This window comes from Collinsella sp. LCP21S3_C7, from assembly GCF_052118485.1.
In the GTDB taxonomy this organism is placed as follows: Bacteria; Actinomycetota; Coriobacteriia; order Coriobacteriales; family Coriobacteriaceae; genus Collinsella.
This window is the reverse complement of sequence record NZ_JBQKHC010000004.1, coordinates 74,729-97,721: the sequence shown is the minus strand read 5'-3', so window position 1 is coordinate 97,721 and position 22,993 is coordinate 74,729. Positions and strand designations below refer to the sequence as shown.

Below are 22,993 nucleotides of genomic sequence, written 5' to 3'. Positions count from 1 at the left end.
AAAACGTACTAGATGTATTATACGCAGCGTGCAAGCAAACTGGCACAAAAGTGCATCGAGGCCGAGCGCCATCGCTCGCTGCGGTACACTTACCTAAAGTAAACCATGAAGGGAGACATTACCTATGAAGAAGATCGTTTTGGCTTGCGGTGCTGGCGCTGCTACTTCCACGCTCGTTGCCCAGAAGGTCGCCACCATGCTCGACACCAACGGTTACGCCGGCAAGTATGAGATCGTGCAGTGCGCCATTTCCGAGGCCAAGGACGCTTGCGACGAGGGCGCCGATCTGCTGATCGCCACCACCGTTGCCCCCGAGGGCCTCACCTGCCCGTACGTGAGCGGCGTGCCCTTTATGACCGGCATGAACCGCGTCGCTGCCGAGAAGGCCGTTCTCGACGTCATGGCTCAGTAGACGCTGCCTGTATGAACGAGCAGAACGCCAACCCGGTCGAGCTCTTTGGCATGCGCGTTGCCCATGTGGGCATTAACGCCACCGACCCGGCAGACGCCCTGGAGATCGCGGAGCTGTTCTCGACGATGATGGGCCTGCCCGTCAGCGAGACCCCGGTTTCGTACTTTAACGACTCGCTGGTCGAGATCATGAAGCAGAACGGTCGTGGCGCCAAGGGCCACATAGGCTTTGCCGTCAACGACATCGATGCTGCCGAGAAGTGGTTTGCCGAGCACGGGCTCGAGGTCAACGAGGAGTCGCGCGTGCTGCTGCCCGACGGCGGCACCAAGCTTGTGTACTTTAAGCGCGAGTTCGCCGGCTTCGCCGTGCACCTGTGTCGCGAGTAGCGCACAAGCTGCTATAACGAAAAAAGGGATAGGGCCGCATGGCCCTATCCCTTTTTTTGCCGAGGGGGCGACCTTTTTAGGGGACATGAAATCGGGGTCTAATACTTTTCCCGAGAAGTGAACGAGCAGAATTGGACCCCCGAAGCATCGACACTTTGAGGGTACCGTTTCCTGCGGTTTTGATGCTGGAATCCTGCGATTATCCCGTCGAAAAATGTGGATGCTTCAGGGGTCCAAATACGCTCGTTCACTTTTCCGGAAAAGTATTAGACCTCGATTCACGAGGGGGCTTCCTACCGTGGCAGGCGAATCGTAAAGCGGCTACCGACGCCCTCGACCGAGGTCACGCCAATGGCGCCGCCATGGCTATCGACAATCCACTTAGCAATGGCAAGCCCCAGGCCCGAGCCCTGCGCGCCGGCATCGCGTGCGTTGTCGGCGCGGTAGAACCGTTCAAACGCGTGAGCTGCGGACTCCTGGTTCATGCCGATACCCTCGTCCTCAACACTTATGTCGATCGCGCCCGTGCCCGTATCGGGAGTTATGGCAAACGTGACGGTCGTTCCCGCGTTCGAATACTTGGCGGCGTTCTGCACGATCACGCGCAGAGCCTGCTTCACAAGCGCCACGTCGACAGGTGCGTCGCAGCGCGGATCGTTGGCAAATGCAGGGTCAAAAGCCAGCCGATACATGTGCGCGGCGTCGATCATCTGCGATTCCTCGCACACCTCGCCGACCAGTGCGGCCAGGTTGGTATGCGCACGCCGCAGGACCGTGCGCCCGGCATCGCCGCGTGCCAAAAACAGCAGCTGCTCCACGAGCTCCTGCATATGCTCGCTTTCGGCCTTGAGGGACGCGATGGATTCCGCCAGCACGTCCGGGTCGTCTTTGCCCCAGCGGTCGAGCATGTTTACGTAGCCCTGAATCACCGCGATGGGCGTGCGCAGCTCGTGGCTTGCATCGTTGACAAAGCGCATCTGCTGCAGCTTGGCCTCTTGCATCTGGCGCAGCAGCCGGTTGAGCGCGACCTCGATGCTTGCCAGGTCGGCGTCGCCGGTGGTGACGCTTGGCGAGTCGACACTCGCGCGCTCGATGGCCTGCTCCAGTGTTTCCATCTTGCCGCCGGAGAGTTGCATGCGGCCGAGTTCGTCCACGCGCAGGGCCAAGTCGTTGAGCGGTGCCATGGTGCGACGCACGTGCCTTGCGCCGCCGAGCATGTTGAGCACGCTGATGACCTGCCAACCCACAACGACAAGGTAGAGAGGCCATAGCGCGACGAGGTCCTGTGCGAGAGGGAAAGTCTTGGTGGTACGCGCAAGCTCGACAGTATAGGTGAGCGTTGTCAGGTCCCAGTCGCGCGCGGGCTTCAGCGACATGCCTTGAACAGTGGCGCCGGGGATCCATCCTGCGGTAAACGCGCTGTCGGGCAGCGTCTGGTTGTATCCATAGACGAGGATCGCCGCTGCAATCACCATCAGCAGCAGATCGAGCCAGACATAGCTCATCAGGCGGCGCCACATATAGCTCCAGTTGATGGCACGGGCGATGGAGGTGACGCGCTTGGTCTCGGCGTTACGCACGGCAGACATAGCCCACCCCGCGCACGGTCTGGATGATGCGGGCGCCGCCGGCGTCCTCGATCTTGGCACGCAGGTGCGCGATGTGTACGTCGACGTTGTTGGTGTCGCCTACGTATTCGTAGCCCAGCGCCTCGTGCGCGATGCGCTCGCGTGTGAGCACGGTTTCGGCATGTGTCATAAGCAGGGCGAGAACGTCGAACTCGCGGGCCGTGAGCGCGATGGGCGAGCCGCCGACCGTGACTTCGCGGCGGTCGGGGTCGAGCACGACCGAGCCCACGGTGAGCGCGGCGGGGGAGGGCGCGACGGAAGCCTTGGTCGACTTGCTGACCGGGGGCACCGCAGCGGCGTCGCCGCCCGCGCCGCCCGCCATGCCCGCCCCAGCGCCGGCGCCACCAACGCCCGAAGCCGCCCGCACGGCCTCCGCGCGCTTCAGCGCCACGCGAATCCGTGCGAACAGCTCCTCAATCGCAAACGGCTTGGTCAGGTAATCGTCGGCACCGGCATCGAGGCCGGCCACCTTGTCCATCACGGCATCGCGCGCGGTGACCATAATCACCGGCACATCCTTGTGCTTGCGGACACGCCGCAAGACCTCCATGCCGTTGAGCTGCGGCAACAGCACATCGAGCAGAATCAGATCGTAGTCGTGCTCCAGCGCCAGGTCCACGGCGGTGCGGCCGTCGGCGGCGTGCTCCACCTGGTAGCCCTCGTGCTCCAGCTCGAGCGTCACAAAGCGGGCGATTTTCTCCTCGTCCTCTACGATCAGGATCTGTGTCATGCGTGCCCCCGTCTGCGATTATTTGTCGTCGTTCAGGTTTTGCTTGATGTCGTCCGCGGCGTCAGCGGCGTGATTCATAAGGTTGTTGATGCTGCCGGGCACGTCGCCGTCGCTATCGATGCGGTAGCGCATGCCAAAGAACAGGCCAATCAGCATGAGCCATATCGTGGCGCCCCAGGCAAACAGGGCGACGATGGGGATCAGGATGGGGATGTTGAGGATGATGGCGTCGCGGCGCGTGGCGATAAACTTGGTGTCCAGGCTCAGGCGGAAGAGCTTTTTGAGGTACTCCCACACGCTGTCCATCTTCTTGGAAAAGTCAGTCTTTTCGCTCGACTTCTCGTAGGCTGCCTGCGCGGCGACCATCTCGGCCGAGGGTTCATCGACCGGCTCGGATTCGGTGGCGGCGTGCGCCGATGTGGTCTGGGTCTTGCCTTGCGACTCGAGCCAAATGATGGCGTCCAAAACGTTGCCGTCGGCGGCTTCGAGCGCGGCCTTGGCATCGGTGTAGCTCACGTTGCACTTGGTGCGGATGGTTTCAACTTTTTCGAGGTCGTCCATGACCTGTCCTTTCGTTCGATGGGCGCGACGTCGGGCGATCTGCCCGGGCGCGAGCGTTGCGTTCAGCGGTCTGCGTTGCGCGGCGCCGCCCCGCCCTTGGTCGAACTTCATAGTGCAGGTTATAGATTAAGCGATTCTTGAGCCAAGATTAATGTTGGATGAGTTTTTGGGTGCTGTGGGGAAGGAAGAGGTGCCCTTCTGGGTAGCTAGCAGCGAGGTTTAATACTTTTCCGAGAAGTGAACGAGCTAAAACGGACCCCCGAAGCATCGAAACTTTAGAGGTGCCGTTTCCTGCGGTTTCGATGCTGAAATCCTGCGATTTTGCCGACGAAAAATGTGGATGCTTCAGGGGTCCAAAAACAGACGTTCACTTCGCGGAAAAGTATTAGACCTCGATAGCGGGGGATGGGGTGCCGGTGCAAAACGGCGTTAAGGGTTGGTCGAGCAGGTGGTTTTCAGGCGACTGGGACATGGCGGGCGGTTGATCACCTATACTGGTTGGGCTCAACTGGAGAGGTGATAACTAGTTATGAAATCAATCAATGTTGCAGCAGCGGTTATTCAGAAGGACGGAAAAATTCTGAGCTGCCAGCGCGGCTATGGCGAGTTTAAAGACGGCTGGGAATTTCCGGGCGGCAAGCTCGAGCCGGGCGAGACCGGCGAGCAGGCAATTGTGCGCGAGATTCAAGAAGAGCTCGAGGTCACGATCGGTAACCTCGACTATCTTTGCACGGTCGAACACGATTACGAGACGTTCCACCTGTCGATGCAGTGCTACCTAGCTACCATTCTTTCGGGGGAGTTCAAAGAGCATGCTCACGAGGATATGAAATGGCTTGATACCAATAACCTGTGGGATGTCGATTGGCTTCCGGCAGACGTTAAAGTCGTTAAGGAGCTCGAAAAGAAACTCGGGCTTATGTAAGAAAGGGGCGGGCGCCACATGGCGGCCCGCTCTTTTTTACTCGGCCTCGCTCAAATCGCTGAGCATAAACTCGTAGATGTCCTGTCGTACAGGCACATTGAGCTCATATTCGATTTCAACGGCGTTGTCGCCGCTCTTAGTTTTAATAGCTTCGAACTCACCGGTCGGATGCATTTCGCCTAAGAAATAGAACTCCTTGCCACCCTTATCGTCCTTATTCTTTCGCATAAACAAATACGTCTTCAGGCCGTTTTCCGGCCATACCTGCAGTCGCAGAATCTCGGGAGAGTTGAGCGTACGGTTGCCCTTGGAGATTGCGATAAGCTTGCTCGGCGAAACAAAGCGATCTTCATACTGAATTGACTCACTAATGTCGGGCGCCTTGTCATAGTTAATAAACACAGGGAATGTATTGGTCTTTTCGTCGTAAAAATAGCCGCCAAGATTTTGGCCGTTGATGTTCTTTTCCCAGTTCATCAAGCGGCAAACCTCTTCGTACGTGTACTTGGCGTTGAGAACGAAATTTGTGTTTTCGTACGTCTCGGCATAGTCGAGTCGGTTGCGCGCGATACCAAAATCCAGCACCTCAAGAATCTGACGTTTGAACTCTGCGTTGCGCAGAGCGGTCGCAAACACTTCGGTCAGACGAGGTCCGGTTCCATCGTCAATGAGCAGGGAAACGAAATCCTTAGGAGTGGCAAAGTCGCCCTTAAGGACTGCGATTGCCGACCTAACGGCGCTGTCCTTAAGCTGTGCGCGGTGGTTCCTAAGCGCAGCCTCGCGCATATGCCGGTAGCCCTCGTGTCCGGCTTCGACGAGCGTTTGAAGCAAATAGAGGTCTTCGAATCGCTTGCCCGCGGCAAGTTTTTGAGAAATAAATTTGAGAATCTTGGTTTGATCAGAGGAAAATTGAACCGTGTAGTCCGGCTCGTATTTGGAAAGAAATACGTGGTAGGAGCCCAGGCCGCTATTCTTGAAGATAAGCAGCGGATCGATGGAGCCGTTACGATCAAATTCGAGCAGCGAGGGAATCTTGCCGAGTTTTTGGCGCAAGTCGAGATATTCGTTTTTCAAAAACCTGACGGAGGTGAAATCGCCGCCGTCGATGGCCTTGTAAATGCGTGCCTCGGAAATACGATCGAAGCTCACGGTCGAGCATCCGGGGATCGCCGAATCGCCCTCTTGAACAAGACGGCGCAGGCGGTCTTTGTTATATGTCTTGTCACCCGAAAGCGCGATGGGCACCAGGAAGTTGCTCTGGTAGTTGCCAATAAAGTCGAGCACCAGTGCGTATTCCTTACCATCATTCAAGCGCAAACCTCGTCCGAGCTGCTGAATAAAGATGATTGCGGAGTCGGTGCGTCGAAGCATGATGATTTGATTGAGCGAGGGGATGTCGACGCCTTCGTTCATGATATCGACCGAGAAAATGTACTCGAGCTCGCCGGCTTCAAGTCGGCTGATCGCGGCATCGCGGACCTCATCGGGATCTTGACCGCTAATCGCAACCGTTCGATATCCGAGAGCGTTGAATTTGCGTGACAGTTCCTTGGCCTCGGCGTTTCGATTGCAAAAAATTAAGCCCCTGCGATTGCTTTTGGTGACGCTATATTCTTCGATCTTCTCGGTGATATGACGCACGCGCTCGTCGGACGTCAAGCGCCCGAACAGGGCGATATCTTCGACCGTTTCGTCGTCAATCTCCAGATCGTGAATGCCAAAATAATGGAAGGGGGCAAGCATCTCCTCGGCCAAAGCGTCCTGCAGCGTGATCTGGAACGCGATGACGTGATTGAAAAGAGCGAAGACGTCATAGCCGTCGGTGCGATTGGGTGTAGCGGTCATGCCCAGATAAAACCGAGGCGTAAAGTGCGACATGATGGATTGGTAACCCTGGGATCCCGTGCGGTGGGCCTCGTCGATGACGATGTACTCGAACTCATCGGGACGGAAATCGCTCAGATGTTTGGCGACCGAAGAACACATGGCAAACACGCAGGTAGCATTGCTTATATTCTTGTCAGTTTGATAGGTGTCGAACGTATAGGTACTACCTAAGAGGCGTTCGTAGCTTGCGCGGGAGGCGTCGATAATGCGCCGGCGGTGCGCAAGAAAGAGGACGCGCCGGGGTTTAGTTGCGAGCACGTCGAACGCCGAAAGGAAGGTCTTGCCGGTGCCGGTTGCCGAGACCAGCAGGGCGCGGGTCTCGCCCTTGCGGTGGATTACGCCGAGCGCCTCAAGGGCGCGCTGCTGCATTTTATTGGGCTTGATTTCTTCGAGGTCATTCTGCGCCGGCGTTTCCGCAGATCTGAATGTCGGTTTCGATTTGGGCTTTGGCGGACGTGCCGAGCGATATGCGGCATAGTTCTCAATCCAGTCTTGGGAAAGCAAAACGGTTGAGGTGTCGTTCCACAACGAATTGAACTCGCCCCTCAGTTCGCCGAGCAGGCGACTGTTCTCGACAGTCTGGTACAGCACGTTCCACTCTTTATTGCAGGTGAGGGCAGCCTGCGTCATGTTGGAGCTGCCGACGATAACCATGCTGGTCTCGCCCTTATCAAAAATGTATCCCTTGGCATGCAAATTACCCTGGAATACGCGAACTTCCATGTTGTCGTATTCCAGGAGTTTGCGAAATACATCGGGTGAATTGAAGTTGAGGTAGGTGGACGTGAGCAGCCTGCCCTTAATGCCACGCTGTTTGAGCTCCTGGAACGCCTCGACCAGGATTTGAAGACCGCCGTCTGCAACAAACGCTACGCAAAAGTCAAAGGAGCTGCAGGTTGAGAGCTGCTCTTTGATAACGGATAGTAGTGTTCCGCCTGTCGCCTTCGAGTTGGCGATGAGCTTGGGTGAATCGTTCTCGCGTGCAAGCGAGTCGAATTCAATATCAATCTGCTGCTGCGTAGTCATCCCGGCCAAACCTTTCGAAAGACTATGTTGGCGCCAGGATAACAGATCGATCGTTCGTGTTTTGGGCATATGACGGTATTGATTGCCGGCTTTGGTCTGAGGGGCGTGGTTTCTCCATTGATGTCCGCACGGCATGTGACACTTACCCTGCCGCCCTGCTCTGCCGCGGCGGCATGTACCCAAACAACGGCCCTCTAAGGAGTCCGATATTGATGAGTGATAACACCAAGCATCTCGCAAAGAAGTGCGTCAAGGACGCGGGGCCGTGCCTCGCGCTGTGCGTGGTCGGCGCAGCGGTCGCGCTGTTGGCTGTTCTGGGACCATTCGACGTGCTCCGAAGTGCCGGTTCTCTGCGCGTTTGCATGGCCTTTGCCGGCGCTATGATGACCGGCGGCGTGCTCGATCTGATTTTTTGGGTGCTTGATCCGTTTGGATGGAAGAACGAGGGGTAAGCCCTAAGGGATGGAAGGGCTGGAACGGTTGGCTTAGTGATCGTGCAGAATGTGGACTAGCTACTTACGGGGAAGCGGTGATCCGATGACGGTCTATGTGACGGGCGATATTCACGGCGGCGTCGACATGCAAAAGCTGCGCGACTGGGATCTTGGGGATAGTCTGACGAGCGAAGACTATCTGCTTGTCGCCGGCGACTTTGGCTTTCCGTGGGATTTCTCTGCCGAGGAGTGCGCCGACATCGCTTGGCTGGAATCGCGTCCCTATACCGTGCTGTTCGTCGACGGCAATCACGAGCGTTTCGATCACTGGGCGGAGCGTCCCATGGAGCTGTGGCACGGTGGGCTAACGCAACGCCTGTCGGATACCTCTCCCATACGGCGCCTGACGCGCGGCGAGGTTTTTGAGCTCGACGGCTCAACGATCTTTACCATGGGCGGCGCCACGAGCGTGGATAAGGAATACCGCATTCCCTATTCCAGCTGGTGGCCACAGGAGCTGCCGGACGAGCGCAACTTTGAGGAGGCGCGGACAAAGCTCGACAGCGTGGGCTGGAAGGTTGACTACGTGGTCACCCACACCTGCTCTACGCGCATGCTTTCGCCCACGCTCTATCCTGCGCCCGGCTGGAATTGCCCCGACGTCGACCGACTTACAGCATTTTTCGATGAGCTGGAAGACCGCTTGGCCTACAAGCGCTGGTACTACGGGCATTTTCATCGGGATGCCAACCCTGCCGAGCGCCATACCGTGCTCTACGACTGCATCGTTCGCTTGGGCGACGAACTCCAGCCCTGGGACGTTGCGTAGGGGCGAGGTATTTGGCTACTCGGCCGTTACGGTGATGTTCTCGCGGTGCGCGCGGATGACATTCCAGCTAAAGTGCTCGACCAACTGCTCGGCAGAGCGCGGCGTGGTGTCCGGTGTGATGCCCGTTTGCCCGGCGAGCCAGCCCAGCAGCGCCTCGGGTGCGCCAAAGCGTGCGCGTAGCTCGCCCAGGTCCAGATCGCGGTCGCGCTTGGAAAGGCGGCGGCCGTCCGGCGACATGAGCAGCGGAATGTGCGCGTAATGCGGCGTGGGAAGTCCCAGCAGATGTTGCAGGTAGATTTGGCGGGGCGTGGAGCCCAGCAGGTCGCATCCGCGCACGACCTCGGTGATGCCCATGGCAGCGTCGTCGACCACCACGGCTAGCTGGTAGGCAAAAACGCCGTCGCTGCGGCGCACCAAAAAGTCGCCGCACTCGGTGGCGAGTGCCTCGCATTGGGCGCCGTACGTACGGTCCACGAATTCGATCACGTCGCCGGCGAGGTCATCGACGGTAGGCACGCGCAGACGCGTGGCCGGGGCGCGCAGAACGCTGCGGCGGGCGATCTCTTCGACAGAAAGGTTTCGACAGGCGCCGCGGTAGATGGGCGTGCCGTCGCTGGCATGCGGCGCGCTCGCGGCGTGGAGTTCGGCACGCGTACAAAAGCAGGGATAGGTGAGGTCGGCGTCATTCAGCCGGCGCAAGGCGCTTTCGTACAGGTCCAGACGATCGTGCTGGTAGTAGGGGCCTTCGTCCCACTCAAGCCCTAGCCAGGCCAGGTCGTCAATCAATTGAGCGGCAAGTTCCGGGCGCTTGCAGCGATCGTCCAGATCCTCAATGCGTAACACGATGCTGCCGCCTTGGCTGCGGGCCGAAAGCCACGAGCACAGGCAGCTGAACACGTTGCCCAGGTGCATGCGGCCCGAGGGCGACGGGGCAAAACGGCCTACGACAGGTACGGGAACGGAGGCGGGCGGCGTTGTTGGCGCGTTCGCGGCGGGCGTTGCTATGTTGCGTGCGTTGATATCCATGCGGACGAGTATAGCGCGGGGCGCGATGGGGAGGCGTCACTGTGGTCCGCAAGTTGTCGAGGCCCCGCATTGCGTATGGTGGGCCGCAGGCTCGGTGCTTTGATTCCTGTCGATCAACTCAGTACCTTAGACAACAGAAACCCCGGCAGCTCTTCGCAACTGCCGGGGTTTCCGCGGAAAAGGGGGACATGATCCTCGAGCGAACGGCAAAGGGGCAAACCGGTTTCGCTCAACTGCTTTATGCCCCTCGGCTGGCGGCTCAATCAGCGCGTGCCGCGCCCACACAAAGCTGCTACACCTGTGACGGAGCTGTGAAGTGGTATCTATTGCTGGCGCGGGCCATGCCAAGGGTGTCCCTCATGACTAGTCATTTAAGAACGTCCCCAATGACTACCCAATGATTAGCTGCTGGCGGCAGGCATGACTTTCATCCCGTTTGGCGCTCCGGTCGCCTAGATGTTCGTCATGTGTACCCGCAAACGTGGGACAATGGCGCTGTTGGTTTTACAGACAAAGGATGTGCCTATGAACGCCCCCGTTGCCAATGCTTGTCGGCAGCGCTGCCTGCTTGCGCGATTTGCTTCCATTTGCGCACTCGTCGCGTGCGTGCTGCTGCTGTTGCCCGCCGTTGCACGTGCCGACGGGTATTCCATGACCCAAACCTATATCGGTGCCACGGTTGAAGCCGATGGGTCGCTGACCGTTGTCGAGGGACGCCGGTTTGATTTCGACGACGACATCAACGGCGTGTATTGGGATATCAATACGGGCACCAACCAGCAGGGTGGTACGGCGGGTGTCGATGTGCTGAGCGTCGAGGAAGATGATGCCGCGTTTAGCAGGGTTGACTATGCAAACAAAGGCGACAACGGCGTCTATACGGTTGAGCAGTCCGACGGCGGCGTAAAGATCAAGGTGTTCAGCCCCCACGAGAGCGGCGACAGCGCGATCTATTACGTGAGCTACACCATGAGCGGTGCGGTTATGAACTGGTCCGATACCGCCGAGCTCTACTGGAAGTTTGTGGGCGACGGCTGGTCTGCGGACTCCGATGACGTCGAGATGGAAGTTTACTTCGCAAATGCCGCTGCCGGAACGGCGGCCGTCAAGGGCGATAACTTCCGTGCATGGGGCCACGGTCCGCTCACGGGCGACGTGTCGCTCGACGCGGACGAGCCCATGGTCACCTATACCATACCCTGCGTGCATCAGGGCGAATTCGCCGAGGCGCGCATCGCCTTCCCCAGCGATTGGGTGCCGCAGCTCGCCGCCTCGGGCAAGGAACGCATGCCGACAATTCTGAGCGAGGAGAAGGCGTGGGCCGAGGAGGCCAACGCCCGCCGCGCTCACGCCCGCATGATCGCCAATGCACTTGCCGTGGTTAGCGTTGTCGCGGCGGTGGCCTTTACCGGCACAATCGCCGTGCTCAAGTTGCGCAAGCGCAAGCCCAAACCGCTGTTCCAGGACGAATACTTCCGCGACGTGCCCTCGGCCGACCATCCCGCCGTGCTTTCGGCCCTCATGAGCTGGAACGAGGTGCCCGATCAGGCATATATCGCCACGCTCATGAAGCTCACCGACGATCGCGTGATCAAGTTAGAGGAGGCAATCGCGACCAAGGGCAAGAAGGGCCTGCTCCGTCGCGAAAAAGAGGAGCAGACGTATCGTGTGACGGTGAGTGATGCGGGCTGGAAGTCGGCCAAGGGCATTGACCGCATGGTGCTCAAGGTTTTCTTTGCCGGTGCTAAGCCCGACGAGAACGGCGATCGCTCGCGCACGTTTGACGAGCTGCAACACTATGTTAAGCAGCACGCTTCGCCCGTGGGCGACAAGCTCAAGGACTATCAGAGCACCGTTAAGGGCAAACTGGCCGATAGCGAGTACGTTGCCTCGGACGGCATTGTCGCAATGGTGTTTTGCCTGGTTCTTGGTACTCTGATCGCCTTTGTTCCCGTGGGATCCATCTTCTTTACCGACGGCGCACAGGTGAACATTGTCGCCGCGGTTATCTCGGTGCCGATTGTGCTGATGGGTATTGGCGTGGGCCTTACGTTCCGCCGCCTTACGCCGGAGGGCGCCGAGGTGGCGGCTCGCTGCAAGGCGCTCAAGCATTGGCTCGAGGACTTCACGCGTCTAAAGGAAGCCGTCCCCGGCGATCTGGTGCTGTGGAATAAACTTCTGGTGATGGGTGCGGCGCTGGGCGTTTCCAAGGAAGTTCTGCGTCAGCTTGCCGAGGCCGTGCCGCCCGAGGTGCGCGAGGCCGACGGCTTCTACGACAATTACCCCTGTTACTGGTGGTACTACCATCACTACGGAAACCAGTCTCCGCTCGATTCGTTCGATGGCGTGTATCACGAGAGCATCCGTGAGCTGGCTTCGAGTTCCGATAGCTCGAGCGGCGGCGGCGGTGGTGGCTTCTCGGGCGGCGGGGGCGGCGGCGTCGGCGGAGGCGGCGGCGGAACGTTCTAGCGGTCCTAAATTATGGGATGGGCTTTTCTCGGCAGCCGTCGGGGAAAGCCCATCCCCTTTTTATGCGCCAAAATGCGCCGATCTTTTACTTTTGCCCACCGCTATTTGCAGACTCCTCTATAGGGTGATGCCAGCGAGGGTTTCGGCGACTCTTTTGTTCAAGACTGTCCCTGGCGACTAGTCATTTAAGAACGTCCCCAACGACTAGGTGTGGTTGCTGCCAAGGGGTGTCCCGGGGCACCGGCACAAAGGGGACGTCCTTAACTGCCGGTTTTAGGCTGTCAGGTCGAGTTCGTAGAGGAAGCTTTCGCGCGGCATGTCGTGGCGGCGCTCTTCGCGGTTGGCGCGGTGCGTGGCCGTGCGCTTAAAGCCGTGCAGCTCGTAGAACTTCCACGAGCAGTTGGAGTCGGTATACAGGTGCGCTCTCGACGCTCCGCGCGAGGACAGGTGCGAGACCGCGGCATCGAGCAGAACCGAGCCAACGCCCAGGCCGTGGACATCGCGATCCACGGCAAGCAACGTGACCTCGTTGTCATGCGGCAGCGGGCTGCTCTCGAGCAGGCGGTTGTTGGTCCGAATGGTGGCGCGCACAAACGAGAGATACTCGGCACAGGCATCGGGCTCCAGCTCACGCATCTGCGACAGCAATGCGCGTTCGGTATCCATCCAATGCTCCTTAACGGTGGCACCGCTGCTTTGCCCCGCACGTGCGAGTGCAATGCCGCGCGCCTGGCCGTCGATTACGGCGACCTGCGAAAACGTCGAGGAAGAAAGGCAATAGGCAAGATCGCACGCGGCCTCAAGGCGGTTGTACTCTTCGTTATCCGAATTGTTATGCCAAAGCTGCTGCAAGATCAGCGCGATGGCGTCGAAGTCTTCGGTATCAAACGGTCGGTAGAGAACCCGCGAGACCATAGTGCCTCTTTCTATTGCGGATGCATATCGAGCACAGTTCTACCATGCCGTTGGCATCTAATTATGGTGCCCCTGTGTTCCATCAACTCACCGTGCCCAGTGGCGCTCCTGCAACCCCCGCTCGCAAGCTTTTTCTGCACATGCGCCCGTTACGGGGTGCATCGATGCGCTCGATGCGCTACATTGAATCAGTATTTTCAATGCCGCTGCGCGAGCGCTGCAGATCGACGTATCACCGACTCACAGAGCACGGCGGCGTACCAGACAGGAGGACTGCATGGGATCTGATGTGAAGATCGCACGCGCGTTGATCTCGGTTACCGATAAGACGGGCGTCGTCGATTTCGCACGGACGCTGGTTGACGACTTTGGCGTCGAGATCATCTCTACGGGCGGCACGGCTCGTGCCATCGAGGACGCGGGCGTTCCCGTAACCCCCATCGAGGAGTTCACGGGCTATCCCGAGATGATGGACGGCCGCGTCAAGACGCTGCACCCCAAGGTTCACGGCGCGCTGCTGGCTCGCCGCGATTCCGAGCAGCACATGCAGGAGGCAGCCCAGCACGGCATTAAGCTGATCGACCTGGTCGTCGTCAACCTGTACGAGTTCGAGAAGACCGTCGCCAACCCCGAGGTCACCTTCGCGGATGCCATCGAGCACATCGATATCGGTGGCCCCTCCATGCTTCGCTCTGCCGCCAAGAACGCCGCGAGCGTTACCGTCATCTCCGACCCGGCCGACTATGATGCCGTCCTGGCCGAGATGCGCGAGACCGGTGGCTGCACCACGCTTTCCACCCGTCGTCGCCTGCAGGTGAAGGTCTACCAGACCACCGCCGCCTACGACACGGCTATCTCCCGTTGGCTTGCTGCCCAGGCAAGCGACGTGGCGGACACCTCTGCCAAACTCGAGGTCTCGCTGGAGAAGGTCGACGACCTGCGCTATGGCGAGAATCCTCAGCAGAAGGCTACGGTCTACCGCTTTGCCGATGGCTGCGAGAACTCCGCGAGCTCGCAGTTCCCGCTCGTGGGCTCCGAGCAGATTCAGGGCAAGCCGCTCAGCTACAACAACTATTTGGACGCCGATGCCGCTTGGAACCTGGTTCGCGAGTTCGACGAGCCTGCCTGCGTGATCCTCAAGCATCAGAACCCCTGCGGCTCCGCCGTTGCCGAGGACATCACGGCTGCCTACGACCGCGCCTTTGCCTGCGATCCCAAGAGCGCTTTCGGCGGCATCATCGCCTGCAACCGCGAGGTTCCCTTTGAGCTGGTTGAGCACTTTGCCGATCAGAACAAGCAGTTCGTCGAGGTCATCATCGCCCCGAGCTACACCGCCGAGGCGCTCGAGCGCATGGCCAAGCGCCCCAATCTGCGCGTGCTGGCTACCGGCGGCGTGGACCACGGCGCCGAGGTGGAGCTGCGCTCCATCGACGGCGGCATGCTGGTGCAGGAGGTCGACCACGTGATCGAGGATCCCGCGACCTTTACGTTCCCCACCGACCGCAAGCCCACCGATGCCGAGATGGCCGAGCTTGAGTTTGCCTGGAAGGTCTGCAAGGGCGTCAAGTCCAACGCCATCCTGGTCTCCAAGGGTAAGGCCGGCATTGGCATGGGCCCGGGCCAGCCCAACCGCGTTGACTCCGCACTGCTTGCCTGCGAGCGCGCCGAGGACTTCTGCGAGCGCGAGGGCGTGGAGAAGGGCGGCTTTGCCTGCGCAAGCGACGCGTTCTTCCCGTTCCGCGACAACGTCGACGTGCTTGCTGAGCACGGCGTGACCTGCATCATCCAGCCCGGCGGCTCCAAGCGCGACGACGAGAGCATCCAGGCCTGCAACGAGCATGGCATCGCAATGGTCTTCACGGGCGCCCGCCACTTCCGCCACTAATGATCGTTACGCGGTTTTACCAAACCGCGTAACTGCTCGACGCTGCGCCGGCCCCAAGCACCTCATCTCGCCGCTCAAACCGTCGCTCGCGTACAGAAGTACGCGTCGCTCCTCTTTCGCGGCGACCTGAGGTACTTGGGTCCGGCTCGCTGGCTTATGCTCCACCAGCGGTATTGGCTCGCCCCGAGCTAAAGCTATCTATTGCCGCCCGTGCCGGTTGGTGCAGGCGGCTTTTTTGGGTATAACGGTGCGGTGTATGTTTTTGAGAAAGGTTGGATATGGCCGTTGTGGATGATGCCGAGCTGTTTGGCAATGCCGAGGACCAGCGTGCGTACGAGGACTTTTGCGCCAATCAGGAGGCGGTCGAGAAGTTTACGCTCGACAAGCCCGCGCTTGTCTGCCGTTGGCGCATGTCCAACAAAAAGGTGCCCATGCTCAACCGCCACATTCGTGCGCTGTCCGAGCGCCTGGTGCAGGGCGAGCCGCTCACCCATAACATGCTCAGCTGGGCCAAGCAGCACGTTGAGTGGTCGCTTGCCGAGGGCGATTACACCGCGCGCGACGGCGTGCTCATGCTGGTGATCGACGTTAACGGCAATGCCGCCATGACGGTGGGGGAGTACGAGCCGCTGGCCGATACTTCGGCCAAGGCGCTGCGTGCCCGCTCCGCCGAGGCCCGCTCCGAGGCCGACGAAACCGGCGTGGCGCCCGAGCTGCTCGCCGCCGTCAACAACGGCGAGCTGGCCTTTGTGGCACCGGCGGACGAGTGCCTGTGTGGCACGGCGACGCTTATCGAGCAGCTGGCCCAGACCAAGGGCATCCCGGTCACGCGCGTGGACATTCCCGCGCAGCTCAAGGGCGCGCTGTTCCTGGTGAGTGACGAGCACGGCGTGGTCCCTGCCGCCGAGACGGACGCCGTCGAGTCCGACGCCGCTACGGTTGCCTTCTTTGCCGAAGGCTACGAAAAGCTCCGTGCCCGCCGCTAAATGATTTTCCTGGGACGGGGATTTAATAATCATTTGATCCTCGCTCCCGTTGCGAGCGAGGGGCGAGCCAAACGCTTTCGTTCGCGAACAGTTCTGTCACCTTGGTGCCTCGCGAGGCACGCACCTGCGGCTCCGCGGTCATAATGGGGCAAGACAACCAAGAGGGGAGCGGAATCCATGGCGCTGATCTATGTCGTTGAGGACGACGAGCGCATTCGTCGTGAGCTTGTCGACATCCTTGCCCGCGCCGGGTTTGAAATCGAGGCCTGCGAATCGTTTGAGCATGTCTCGCGCGATATCCTTGCCGCCGCGCCCGACTTGGTGTTGCTCGACCTCACGCTTCCCGTCAAGGACGGCCAACATATCTGCCACGAGGTTCGCCACGAATCCGAGGTTCCTATCATCGTCCTCACGTCGCGCACGACCGAGATCGACGAGGTCATGGCCATGACGCTTGGCGCGGACGACTTTGTTCCCAAGCCTTACAGCGCCCGTGTGCTCGTGGCGCACATCAATGCGTTGCTGCGCCGCACCGCGGCGGCGGGCGATCGCAGCACGCTCGTCCACAAGGGGCTGGAGCTCGACCTCGCCCGCTCCATGGTCACCAATACGGCAACCGGCGACAGTACCGAGCTCACCAAAAACGAGCTGCGTATCCTCTCGCTGCTCTTGGGCCGCGCGGGCAAGATCGTCTCGCGCTCGGCTATCATGCAGGACCTGTGGGACTCCGACGCCTTCGTGGACGACAATACGCTCACCGTCAATATCAACCGCCTGCGCACCACGCTCGAAAAAATCGGCATCAAGGGGTATTTGACGACGCATCGCGGCCAAGGCTATTCGGTCTAGGGGCCGGTTATGTCGTTTGCCAAGTTCTTTAAAGATGCACTGCTTCCCGTTGCCGTGTGGACCTGCGGCGTGCTGCTGAGCTGTTTTGTACTGACGGTCGCCGGCGCCCCGGCATCCATCGTGGTCGTGGCGGTCGGTGTGTCCTTTATCTTTGGCATGCTGGGCATCGTGATCGAGTACGTGCGCCGTCGTCGTTTTCTGTGCCAGCTGGAGCGCGCGGCAGAGGAGCTGGGGAGCCCCGCATGGGTGCAGGAGATGGTGCAATGCCCGACCTATGCCGAGGGCGAGCTCGAATATGAGGTCTTGCGCCGGGTGGGCAAAGCCGCTTGCGACGAGGTGGCGGAAGGCCGGCGCCAGACCGATGACTACCGCGACTATATCGAGAGCTGGGTCCACGAGGCCAAGCTGCCCCTGGCGGCGGCTCATCTGATTTTGGAAAACCTGGACGGCAGCGAAGACGACCTGTCGCGCGTGGATGACCTGGGTCGCGAGCTGGCTCGCGTGGAGCGCTATATCGATCAGGCGCTGTACTATGCGCGCTCGGAAGTCGTAGAGCGCGACTACCTAATTCGCCGCTGGGGTCTCAAGAGCTTGGTGACGGGCGCGATTAAAGCCAACGCGCGCGAGCTCATTGCGGCGCACGTGGCTCCGGTGTGCGAGAACCTCGACTTTGAGGTGTTCACCGACGAGAAATGGCTCGAGTTTATTCTGGGCCAGCTCATTCAGAACAGCATTAAATATGCGCGTGAGGACGGCGCGAAGATTGTGTTTTCGGGTGCGTTGCTGGACGAGGGCCTGGCAAGCGAGCGCATCGAGCTTACCGTCGCGGATAACGGCTGCGGCGTGAGCGCGGCTGACCTGCCGCGCGTGTTCGAGAAGGGCTTTACCGGCGATAACGGCCGCACCACCAAGCGCGCAACGGGCATCGGCCTCTACCTGGTGGCGCGCCTGTGTTCCAAGATGGGCATCGACGTCACCGCGGCATCCGACTCCGGCGAAGGCTTTGTCGTAACATTCGCTTTCTCGACCAACAAGTTTCAATACTTCGAGTAACGCACGCGGCAGACGTCCGCCCAAACAAAAACGTGCCGCCCCGAACAAAACGTGCCGCCCCGTTTGGGGCGGCACGCCATTTTTCTATCAGCCAACTCGTTGAAGTAAGGCTGCGAAGGCCGCGGGGCCGGGAGGGGTTTCCTAAGGGCACATCCCGCAGCCGCAACGCGGCGAGGACGTGCCCTTAGGAAACCCCGCAGGTCCCGCGGCCGGTGGGAGCAACGCTACTTCACGACCAGAATGTCGCAGTCGGTGTTGCGCAGCAGGAACGTCGAAATCGAGCCCAGGAGCGCATACTTGATCGAGGACAGGCCACGAGCGCCGCAGAGCACCAGATCGGGCTTGACCACGTCGAGCATCTCGTCCTTGAGCGTCTCGCGAATACGGCCGGCGCGAATCATGACTTCGACCTCGGGAATGTTGGGATTAGCCTTGGCCTCTTCGAGCTGCTTGGCGATGGAGTTCTTAAAGGCCTCCTCCAGGCCGTTGACCAGATCGACCGGATAGGAACCGGCGCTCTCGAGCGCCGTGGAATCGATGACGTGACCGATGATCAGCTTGGCGCCATTGTTTGCGGCGACCTTGATAGCGCGTGTGAGCACAAAATCCTGCTGCTCAGTACCGTCGAGTGAAACAAATACCTTGGTATAGCCCTCGTTCATGGTTTCCTCCTTGGTCTATCGCACGGGCGCGGGGCTCGTGCATCGGACGACGTGTTGGCCGCCGGACACTTTAGCTTGTTGCAGTTATACCCAAGGATTTCGGTTTGACCGCTCGCAATTCTGTGAACGGGCGAGATTTTTGGTAAGGGTGGGCGCGGCCGCGGCCGAACGGTTGATAATGGGACATCGCCCGCAACCGTCCGCAGAACAACTATCGGCGGGTGACAAACGAGGGGGTCCCTTTGGATATCATCGAGCTTCTAAAATCTGCCTTTATGGGCCTGGTCGAGGGCATCACCGAATGGCTGCCCGTTTCGTCGACGGGCCACATGATCTTGGTGGACGAGTTCGTCAAGATGAATGTGAGCGAGACATTCTGGAATATGTTCCTGGTCGTGATTCAGCTTGGCGCCATTTTGGCCGTTTGCGTTCTGTTCTTCTACGACTTAAATCCGTTCTCGCCCAGCAAGGGCAAGGAGGGTCGTCGCGACACCTGGGTGCTGTGGGGCAAGATTGTGCTTGGCTGTATTCCCGCCGCGGCGATCGGTCTGCCGCTCAACGACTGGATGGAGGAGCATTTCTATAACGCTCCCGTCGTGGCGCTGGCGCTCATCGTGTACGGCGTGTTGTTTATCGTGATTGAGAACTGGCGTGCGAGTAAGCGCGAGAACGCCGCTCTTGCCGATTCGTTTGGTTCGCGTGCTGTGGTGGCGGGCGGGCGTCCCGCCGGTGCACACTTCGCGGCGCCTGCGGCGGATATTACCGAAGACAATGACGATGACGAGGATTTGGATTTTGGATCCATCGCCACGCTCGAGGACCTGAGCTGGAAGACCGCATTGGGTATCGGTTGCTTCCAGGTGCTTTCGTTGATTCCGGGCACATCACGTTCCGGCTCCACCATCATCGGCGGCCTGCTGCTGGGCTGCACGCGCTCGGTGGCGTCCAAGTTCACGTTTTTCCTGGCCATTCCCGTTATGTTTGGCGCGAGCGCGCTCAAGCTGGTCAAGTACTTCGTTAAGGGCGGTACGTTTGGCACCAACGAGATTGCCATTCTGGGCGTGGGCTGCGTCGTGGCCTTTGTGGTTTCGCTTATCGCCATCAAGTGGCTCATGGGCTTCGTTCGCCGTCACGACTTTAAGTGCTTTGGCGTCTACCGCATTATTCTGGGCATCGTGGTGCTCGCGTACTTCTTTGTTCTGGAGCCTATGCTCGGCCTGTAACTTGGTCGACGCTGCGCGGCGGCCAGAGCGGGGTGCACGGAGTCGTGGTGTGATTTGCATCGGTGTCCGCGCGGCTCGGTATACTGGTACGGCTCAAACTATGGCGTCGCCCGCAGGCGCGCCGTCCGTCAGATGAGGAGTCGCCCATGACCCAGCCCTTGCCCTGGGAAAAGAACGCCGCGGTACCCGCGCCGCCCGCGCCGGAACCCGTGCCGCTCGATGCATACACCGCCCCCGCTGCGCCGGAGCCCGAGCTCGTTCCGCTCGACATCTACGACGTTCCCGCGCCGGCACCCAAGCCCGTCAAGCCGCTCGTCGACATCGACAGCCTTAATCCCGCCCAGCGCGAGGCCGTCCTGACCACCGAGGGCCCGTTGCTGGTCCTCGCCGGCGCAGGCTCGGGCAAGACCCGCGTCCTGACCTTCCGCATCGCGCATATGCTCGGCGACCTGGGTGTTAAGCCTTGGCAGGTTCTTGCCATCACGTTTACCAACAAAGCCGCGGCCGAGATGCGCGAGCGTCTGACGGCGCTCATTCCCAGCGGTACCCGCGGCATGTGGGTGTGCACCTTCCACGCCATGTGCGTGCGCATGCTGCGCGAGGACGCCGACCTGCTGGGTTACACCGGTCAGTTCACCATCTACGATGACGATGACTCAAAGCGCATGGTGCGTGACATTATGCAGGCGCTCGGCATCGAGCAAAAGCAGTTCCCCATCAACATGATTCGCAGCAAGATCAGTTCGGCCAAAAACGCCATGATCGGCCCCGAGGACATGCTCAAATCCGCCGATAGCCCCAACGACAAAAAGGCCGCGCAGGTCTACCTGGAGCTGGAGCGCCGCCTGCGCGCCGCCAACGCGATGGACTTCGACGATTTGCTCGTGCGCACACTCGAACTGCTGCGCACCCGCCCCGAGGTGCTCGACAAGTACCAGGAGCGCTTCCGCTACATTAGCGTCGACGAGTATCAGGACACCAACCACGTCCAGTACGAAATCGCCAACCTTCTGGCCGCCAAGTACCAAAACCTCATGGTTGTGGGCGACGATGACCAGTCCATTTACAGCTGGCGTGGCGCCGACATCACCAACATCTTGGACTTTGAGCAGGACTTTAAAAACTGCAAGACCGTTAAGCTCGAGCAGAACTACCGCTCTACGGGCCATATCCTAAACGCCGCCAACGCCGTGGTGCGCCACAACTCGCAGCGCAAGGACAAGCGCCTGTTTACGGCCGAGGGCGATGGCGAGAAGATTCAGGCCTTCCAGGCGAGCGACGAGCGCGACGAGGGCCGCTGGATTGCCGGCGAGATCGAGAAACTGCATGCCAAAGGCACGAGCTACGACGACATCGCCGTGTTTTATCGCACCAACGCCCAGTCGCGTATTCTCGAAGATATGTTTCTGCGCGCGGGCGTGCCCTACAAGATCGTGGGCGGCACTCGATTCTTCGACCGTGCCGAGATTCGCGACGTCATGGCCTACCTCAAGATGATCGTGAACCCGGCCGACGAGATGAGCGTCAAGCGCGTCATCAACACACCGCGCCGCGGCATTGGCTCCACCTCAATCCAAAAGATCGAGCAGCTGGCACGCGACAACCGTTGCTCGTTCTTCCAGGCTTGCGAGATCGCGTGCGCCGAAACCGGCATGTTTAGCGCCAGGGTGCGCAACGGCCTGTCGAGCTTTGTCTCACTGGTGCGCGAGGGCCGCCGCATGGACGGCGAGCTCAAGGACGTTGTCGAGATGATCGTCGATAAGACGGGCCTTCTGCAGGCGTTTCGCGTCGAGGGCACCATGGAATCTGAGAGCCGCGCCGAGAACATCCAGGAATTTCTGGGCGTTGCGGCGGAATTTGAGGAGACGCACGAGGATATCGAGGGTACGCTCGAGAGCCTAGAAGAGCTGCGCGCAGCCGGTGTTGCCGACGTGCCTGCCGGCGCCGAGCCCGAGCCCGTCGTGGTGAGCGTGTCTGCGCCCGAACCGGGACCATCTGTCCCGGCATCCTCGTTTGAGGCGCTCGTCGGCGCCCGTGACGCCGCGGGCTCCAATCCGCTCGATGGCTTGGCCGCTCCGGCGCTGTCTCCGCAGGATGCCCTGGCCGCCGCCATCGCAGGCAACGCGTATGCCGCGCCGACGGAGCTGTCGGCGGGTGCCGTGCATGCCGGCGAGATCGAGCGTACCTACGGTCCGCTCACCTGTAAGGCGCTGCCGGCACTCATGGAGTGGCTGGCCTTGCGCTCCGACTTGGATTCCCTGGCCGGCGAGACGCATGCCATTACCATGATGACCATCCACTCCGCCAAGGGCCTGGAGTTTCCGGCGGTGTTCGTGGCCGGCATGGAGGAGGGTATCTTTCCGCACGTGCACGACTTTGGCGGCAGCGATGATCCGGGCAAGCTCGAGGAGGAGCGTCGCCTGGCCTACGTCGCCATCACGCGTGCCCGCAAGCGCCTGTTCTTGACCTATGCGGCCACGCGTCGCACCTACGGTTCGACCTCCGCCAACCCGCGTTCGCGCTTTCTCAACGAGATTCCGTTTGAGGATATCGAGTTTAGCGGTATCGGTTCTGCCGGTTTTGAGGGCACGGGCTGGGAGAAGCGCGGCGACCGTCGCGGCACCTTTGGCTCGGGCATGGGTTCGGATATGTATGGCGGCAAGGTGTTTGGTTCGCATACGCGCTCGACCGGCGGTTCCGGTTCGCGCGGCGGATCGAGCTTCGACGATTTCTTTGGCGGCAGCAGCTACGGGACCGAGCGCCATCGTGGGGTCTCGCCCGACGCCGGTCGCGTTGCCTCGACCTTTGGCTCGGGCGCACCGCGAGCCAAAAAGCCGTCGTCTAAGGTGTCCCCAACAGTGGAGCGCAAGGTCGATCGCGCCAGCGCGTCGCAGGACTTTGCCGCGGGCGATACCGTGAGTCATAAGACCTTTGGCACGGGTACCGTGATCTCGGTCGCTGGAGACATGATCGAGGTCCAATTCGAAAAGACCGGCCAGACCAAAAAGCTAATGAAAGGCTTCGCTCCGATTGTTAAGCTGAATGCCTAACTGCGAGGTTGGCCGCGCGCGCCGGGGGCTTTGGTCGCCTGCTCGGACAGTCCTGCT

At 60.2% G+C, this 22,993-nt stretch carries 19 protein-coding genes; 12 read left to right on the top strand and 7 right to left on the bottom strand.

The annotated features are described in order from the left end of the window. Window positions 1–124 precede the first annotated feature (124 nt). Together ACTQ1E_RS03250 and ACTQ1E_RS03245 are read left to right on the top strand one after the other, a co-directional pair. Window positions 125–412, top strand: a complete 288-nt coding sequence (locus ACTQ1E_RS03250; RefSeq protein ID WP_441564705.1) for a PTS sugar transporter subunit IIB — start codon at window positions 125–127, stop codon at window positions 410–412. Window positions 413–423: 11 nt separating this feature from the next. Continuing rightward, a complete protein-coding gene (locus ACTQ1E_RS03245) occupies window positions 424–798 on the top strand; it encodes a VOC family protein (protein WP_441564703.1) in 375 nt (124 codons plus the stop codon). A 293-nt stretch (window positions 799–1,091) separates the two neighbouring features. On the opposite strand, the gene ACTQ1E_RS03240 is transcribed toward ACTQ1E_RS03245, so the two are convergent. The 3 genes from ACTQ1E_RS03240 to ACTQ1E_RS03230 are packed head-to-tail and all read right to left on the bottom strand — an operon-like array spanning window position 1,092 to window position 3,717. Beyond that, a complete protein-coding gene (locus ACTQ1E_RS03240; protein WP_441564701.1) occupies window positions 1,092–2,387 on the bottom strand; it encodes a sensor histidine kinase in 1,296 nt (431 codons plus the stop codon). Further along, the gene (locus ACTQ1E_RS03235; protein WP_441563304.1) at window positions 2,371–3,156 is read right to left on the bottom strand and encodes a response regulator transcription factor; all 786 of its coding nucleotides are present in this window, start codon (window positions 3,154–3,156) and stop codon (window positions 2,371–2,373) included. The genes ACTQ1E_RS03240 and ACTQ1E_RS03235 overlap by 17 nt, the downstream gene beginning before the upstream one ends. Before the next feature lie 18 nt (window positions 3,157–3,174). Then, the gene (locus tag ACTQ1E_RS03230; protein WP_441564699.1) at window positions 3,175–3,717 is read right to left on the bottom strand and encodes a DUF4342 domain-containing protein; all 543 of its coding nucleotides are present in this window, start codon (window positions 3,715–3,717) and stop codon (window positions 3,175–3,177) included. 529 nt (window positions 3,718–4,246) lie between these two features. On the opposite strand from ACTQ1E_RS03230, the gene ACTQ1E_RS03225 reads away from it, so the two are divergent. After that, complete coding sequence (locus ACTQ1E_RS03225) at window positions 4,247–4,642, top strand: (deoxy)nucleoside triphosphate pyrophosphohydrolase (RefSeq protein ID WP_441048718.1); 396 nt, start codon at window positions 4,247–4,249, stop codon at window positions 4,640–4,642. A gap of 36 nt (window positions 4,643–4,678) precedes the next feature. On the opposite strand, the gene ACTQ1E_RS03220 is transcribed toward ACTQ1E_RS03225, so the two are convergent. Next, window positions 4,679–7,795, bottom strand: coding sequence for a DUF3427 domain-containing protein (locus ACTQ1E_RS03220; RefSeq protein ID WP_441564697.1), 3,117 nt, complete (start codon window positions 7,793–7,795; stop codon window positions 4,679–4,681). Between ACTQ1E_RS03220 and ACTQ1E_RS03215 the strand changes: the two genes are divergently transcribed. Both ACTQ1E_RS03215 and ACTQ1E_RS03210 read left to right on the top strand, forming a co-directional pair. Continuing rightward, on the top strand, window positions 7,768–8,007 hold the full coding sequence (locus ACTQ1E_RS03215) for a hypothetical protein (protein WP_441564695.1): 240 nt from the start codon (window positions 7,768–7,770) through the stop codon (window positions 8,005–8,007). The genes ACTQ1E_RS03220 and ACTQ1E_RS03215 overlap by 28 nt on opposite strands. An 85-nt stretch (window positions 8,008–8,092) precedes the next feature. Continuing rightward, window positions 8,093–8,818: a metallophosphoesterase gene (locus ACTQ1E_RS03210; protein ID WP_441564693.1), complete on the top strand. Its 726-nt coding sequence runs from the start codon at window positions 8,093–8,095 to the stop codon at window positions 8,816–8,818. A 15-nt stretch (window positions 8,819–8,833) separates the two neighbouring features. Here the strand turns inward: ACTQ1E_RS03210 and gluQRS are convergent, their stop codons facing one another. Beyond that, window positions 8,834–9,730: a tRNA glutamyl-Q(34) synthetase GluQRS gene (gluQRS, locus tag ACTQ1E_RS03205; RefSeq protein ID WP_441564724.1), complete on the bottom strand. Its 897-nt coding sequence runs from the start codon at window positions 9,728–9,730 to the stop codon at window positions 8,834–8,836. 639 nt (window positions 9,731–10,369) lie between these two features. On the opposite strand from gluQRS, the gene ACTQ1E_RS03200 reads away from it, so the two are divergent. Further along, entirely contained in the window at window positions 10,370–12,313 is a 1,944-nt protein-coding gene (locus ACTQ1E_RS03200; RefSeq protein ID WP_441564691.1) for a DUF2207 family protein, read from the top strand. Between the two features lie 273 nt (window positions 12,314–12,586). Here the strand turns inward: ACTQ1E_RS03200 and ACTQ1E_RS03195 are convergent, their stop codons facing one another. Continuing rightward, window positions 12,587–13,228: a GNAT family N-acetyltransferase gene (locus ACTQ1E_RS03195; RefSeq protein ID WP_427728515.1), complete on the bottom strand. Its 642-nt coding sequence runs from the start codon at window positions 13,226–13,228 to the stop codon at window positions 12,587–12,589. Window positions 13,229–13,505: 277 nt separating this feature from the next. On the opposite strand from ACTQ1E_RS03195, the gene purH reads away from it, so the two are divergent. From purH to ACTQ1E_RS03175, 4 genes are all read left to right on the top strand, one after another. Next, window positions 13,506–15,113 (top strand): bifunctional phosphoribosylaminoimidazolecarboxamide formyltransferase/IMP cyclohydrolase, encoded by a 1,608-nt coding sequence (purH, locus tag ACTQ1E_RS03190; protein WP_441563308.1) that lies wholly within the window; start codon window positions 13,506–13,508, stop codon window positions 15,111–15,113. A gap of 278 nt (window positions 15,114–15,391) precedes the next feature. Next, window positions 15,392–16,099, top strand: coding sequence for a hypothetical protein (locus ACTQ1E_RS03185; RefSeq protein WP_441564689.1), 708 nt, complete (start codon window positions 15,392–15,394; stop codon window positions 16,097–16,099). Between the two features lie 177 nt (window positions 16,100–16,276). After that, the gene (locus ACTQ1E_RS03180; RefSeq protein WP_154515056.1) at window positions 16,277–16,948 is read left to right on the top strand and encodes a response regulator transcription factor; all 672 of its coding nucleotides are present in this window, start codon (window positions 16,277–16,279) and stop codon (window positions 16,946–16,948) included. Between the two features lie 9 nt (window positions 16,949–16,957). Then, on the top strand, window positions 16,958–18,001 hold the full coding sequence (locus ACTQ1E_RS03175) for a sensor histidine kinase (protein ID WP_427728528.1): 1,044 nt from the start codon (window positions 16,958–16,960) through the stop codon (window positions 17,999–18,001). A gap of 224 nt (window positions 18,002–18,225) precedes the next feature. On the opposite strand, the gene ACTQ1E_RS03170 is transcribed toward ACTQ1E_RS03175, so the two are convergent. Continuing rightward, a complete protein-coding gene (locus ACTQ1E_RS03170) occupies window positions 18,226–18,663 on the bottom strand; it encodes a universal stress protein (protein ID WP_154515052.1) in 438 nt (145 codons plus the stop codon). 242 nt (window positions 18,664–18,905) lie between these two features. Here ACTQ1E_RS03170 and ACTQ1E_RS03165 point away from each other — a divergent pair, with 242 nt between their 5' ends. Together ACTQ1E_RS03165 and ACTQ1E_RS03160 are read left to right on the top strand one after the other, a co-directional pair. After that, on the top strand, window positions 18,906–19,886 hold the full coding sequence (locus tag ACTQ1E_RS03165; protein WP_441031338.1) for an undecaprenyl-diphosphate phosphatase: 981 nt from the start codon (window positions 18,906–18,908) through the stop codon (window positions 19,884–19,886). Window positions 19,887–20,032: 146 nt separating this feature from the next. Continuing rightward, complete coding sequence (locus ACTQ1E_RS03160; protein ID WP_441564687.1) at window positions 20,033–22,936, top strand: ATP-dependent helicase; 2,904 nt, start codon at window positions 20,033–20,035, stop codon at window positions 22,934–22,936. Window positions 22,937–22,993: the final 57 nt, after the last annotated feature.

Excerpts from the sequence above, each read along its gene's own strand:
- ACTQ1E_RS03250 (WP_441564705.1), top strand. The coding sequence starts at position 125 with ATGAAGAAGATCGTTTTGGCTTGCGGTGCTGGCGCTGCTACTTCCACG.
- ACTQ1E_RS03245 (WP_441564703.1), top strand. The coding sequence starts at position 424 with ATGAACGAGCAGAACGCCAACCCGGTCGAGCTCTTTGGCATGCGCGTT.
- ACTQ1E_RS03240 (WP_441564701.1), bottom strand. The coding sequence starts at position 2,387 with ATGTCTGCCGTGCGTAACGCCGAGACCAAGCGCGTCACCTCCATCGCC.
- ACTQ1E_RS03235 (WP_441563304.1), bottom strand. The coding sequence starts at position 3,156 with ATGACACAGATCCTGATCGTAGAGGACGAGGAGAAAATCGCCCGCTTT.
- ACTQ1E_RS03230 (WP_441564699.1), bottom strand. The coding sequence starts at position 3,717 with ATGGACGACCTCGAAAAAGTTGAAACCATCCGCACCAAGTGCAACGTG.
- ACTQ1E_RS03225 (WP_441048718.1), top strand. The coding sequence starts at position 4,247 with ATGAAATCAATCAATGTTGCAGCAGCGGTTATTCAGAAGGACGGAAAA.
- ACTQ1E_RS03215 (WP_441564695.1), top strand. The coding sequence starts at position 7,768 with ATGAGTGATAACACCAAGCATCTCGCAAAGAAGTGCGTCAAGGACGCG.
- ACTQ1E_RS03210 (WP_441564693.1), top strand. The coding sequence starts at position 8,093 with ATGACGGTCTATGTGACGGGCGATATTCACGGCGGCGTCGACATGCAA.
- gluQRS (WP_441564724.1), bottom strand. The coding sequence starts at position 9,730 with ATGCACCTGGGCAACGTGTTCAGCTGCCTGTGCTCGTGGCTTTCGGCC.
- ACTQ1E_RS03200 (WP_441564691.1), top strand. The coding sequence starts at position 10,370 with ATGAACGCCCCCGTTGCCAATGCTTGTCGGCAGCGCTGCCTGCTTGCG.
- ACTQ1E_RS03195 (WP_427728515.1), bottom strand. The coding sequence starts at position 13,228 with ATGGTCTCGCGGGTTCTCTACCGACCGTTTGATACCGAAGACTTCGAC.
- purH (WP_441563308.1), top strand. The coding sequence starts at position 13,506 with ATGGGATCTGATGTGAAGATCGCACGCGCGTTGATCTCGGTTACCGAT.
- ACTQ1E_RS03185 (WP_441564689.1), top strand. The coding sequence starts at position 15,392 with ATGGCCGTTGTGGATGATGCCGAGCTGTTTGGCAATGCCGAGGACCAG.
- ACTQ1E_RS03180 (WP_154515056.1), top strand. The coding sequence starts at position 16,277 with ATGGCGCTGATCTATGTCGTTGAGGACGACGAGCGCATTCGTCGTGAG.
- ACTQ1E_RS03175 (WP_427728528.1), top strand. The coding sequence starts at position 16,958 with ATGTCGTTTGCCAAGTTCTTTAAAGATGCACTGCTTCCCGTTGCCGTG.
- ACTQ1E_RS03170 (WP_154515052.1), bottom strand. The coding sequence starts at position 18,663 with ATGAACGAGGGCTATACCAAGGTATTTGTTTCACTCGACGGTACTGAG.
- ACTQ1E_RS03160 (WP_441564687.1), top strand. The coding sequence starts at position 20,033 with ATGACCCAGCCCTTGCCCTGGGAAAAGAACGCCGCGGTACCCGCGCCG.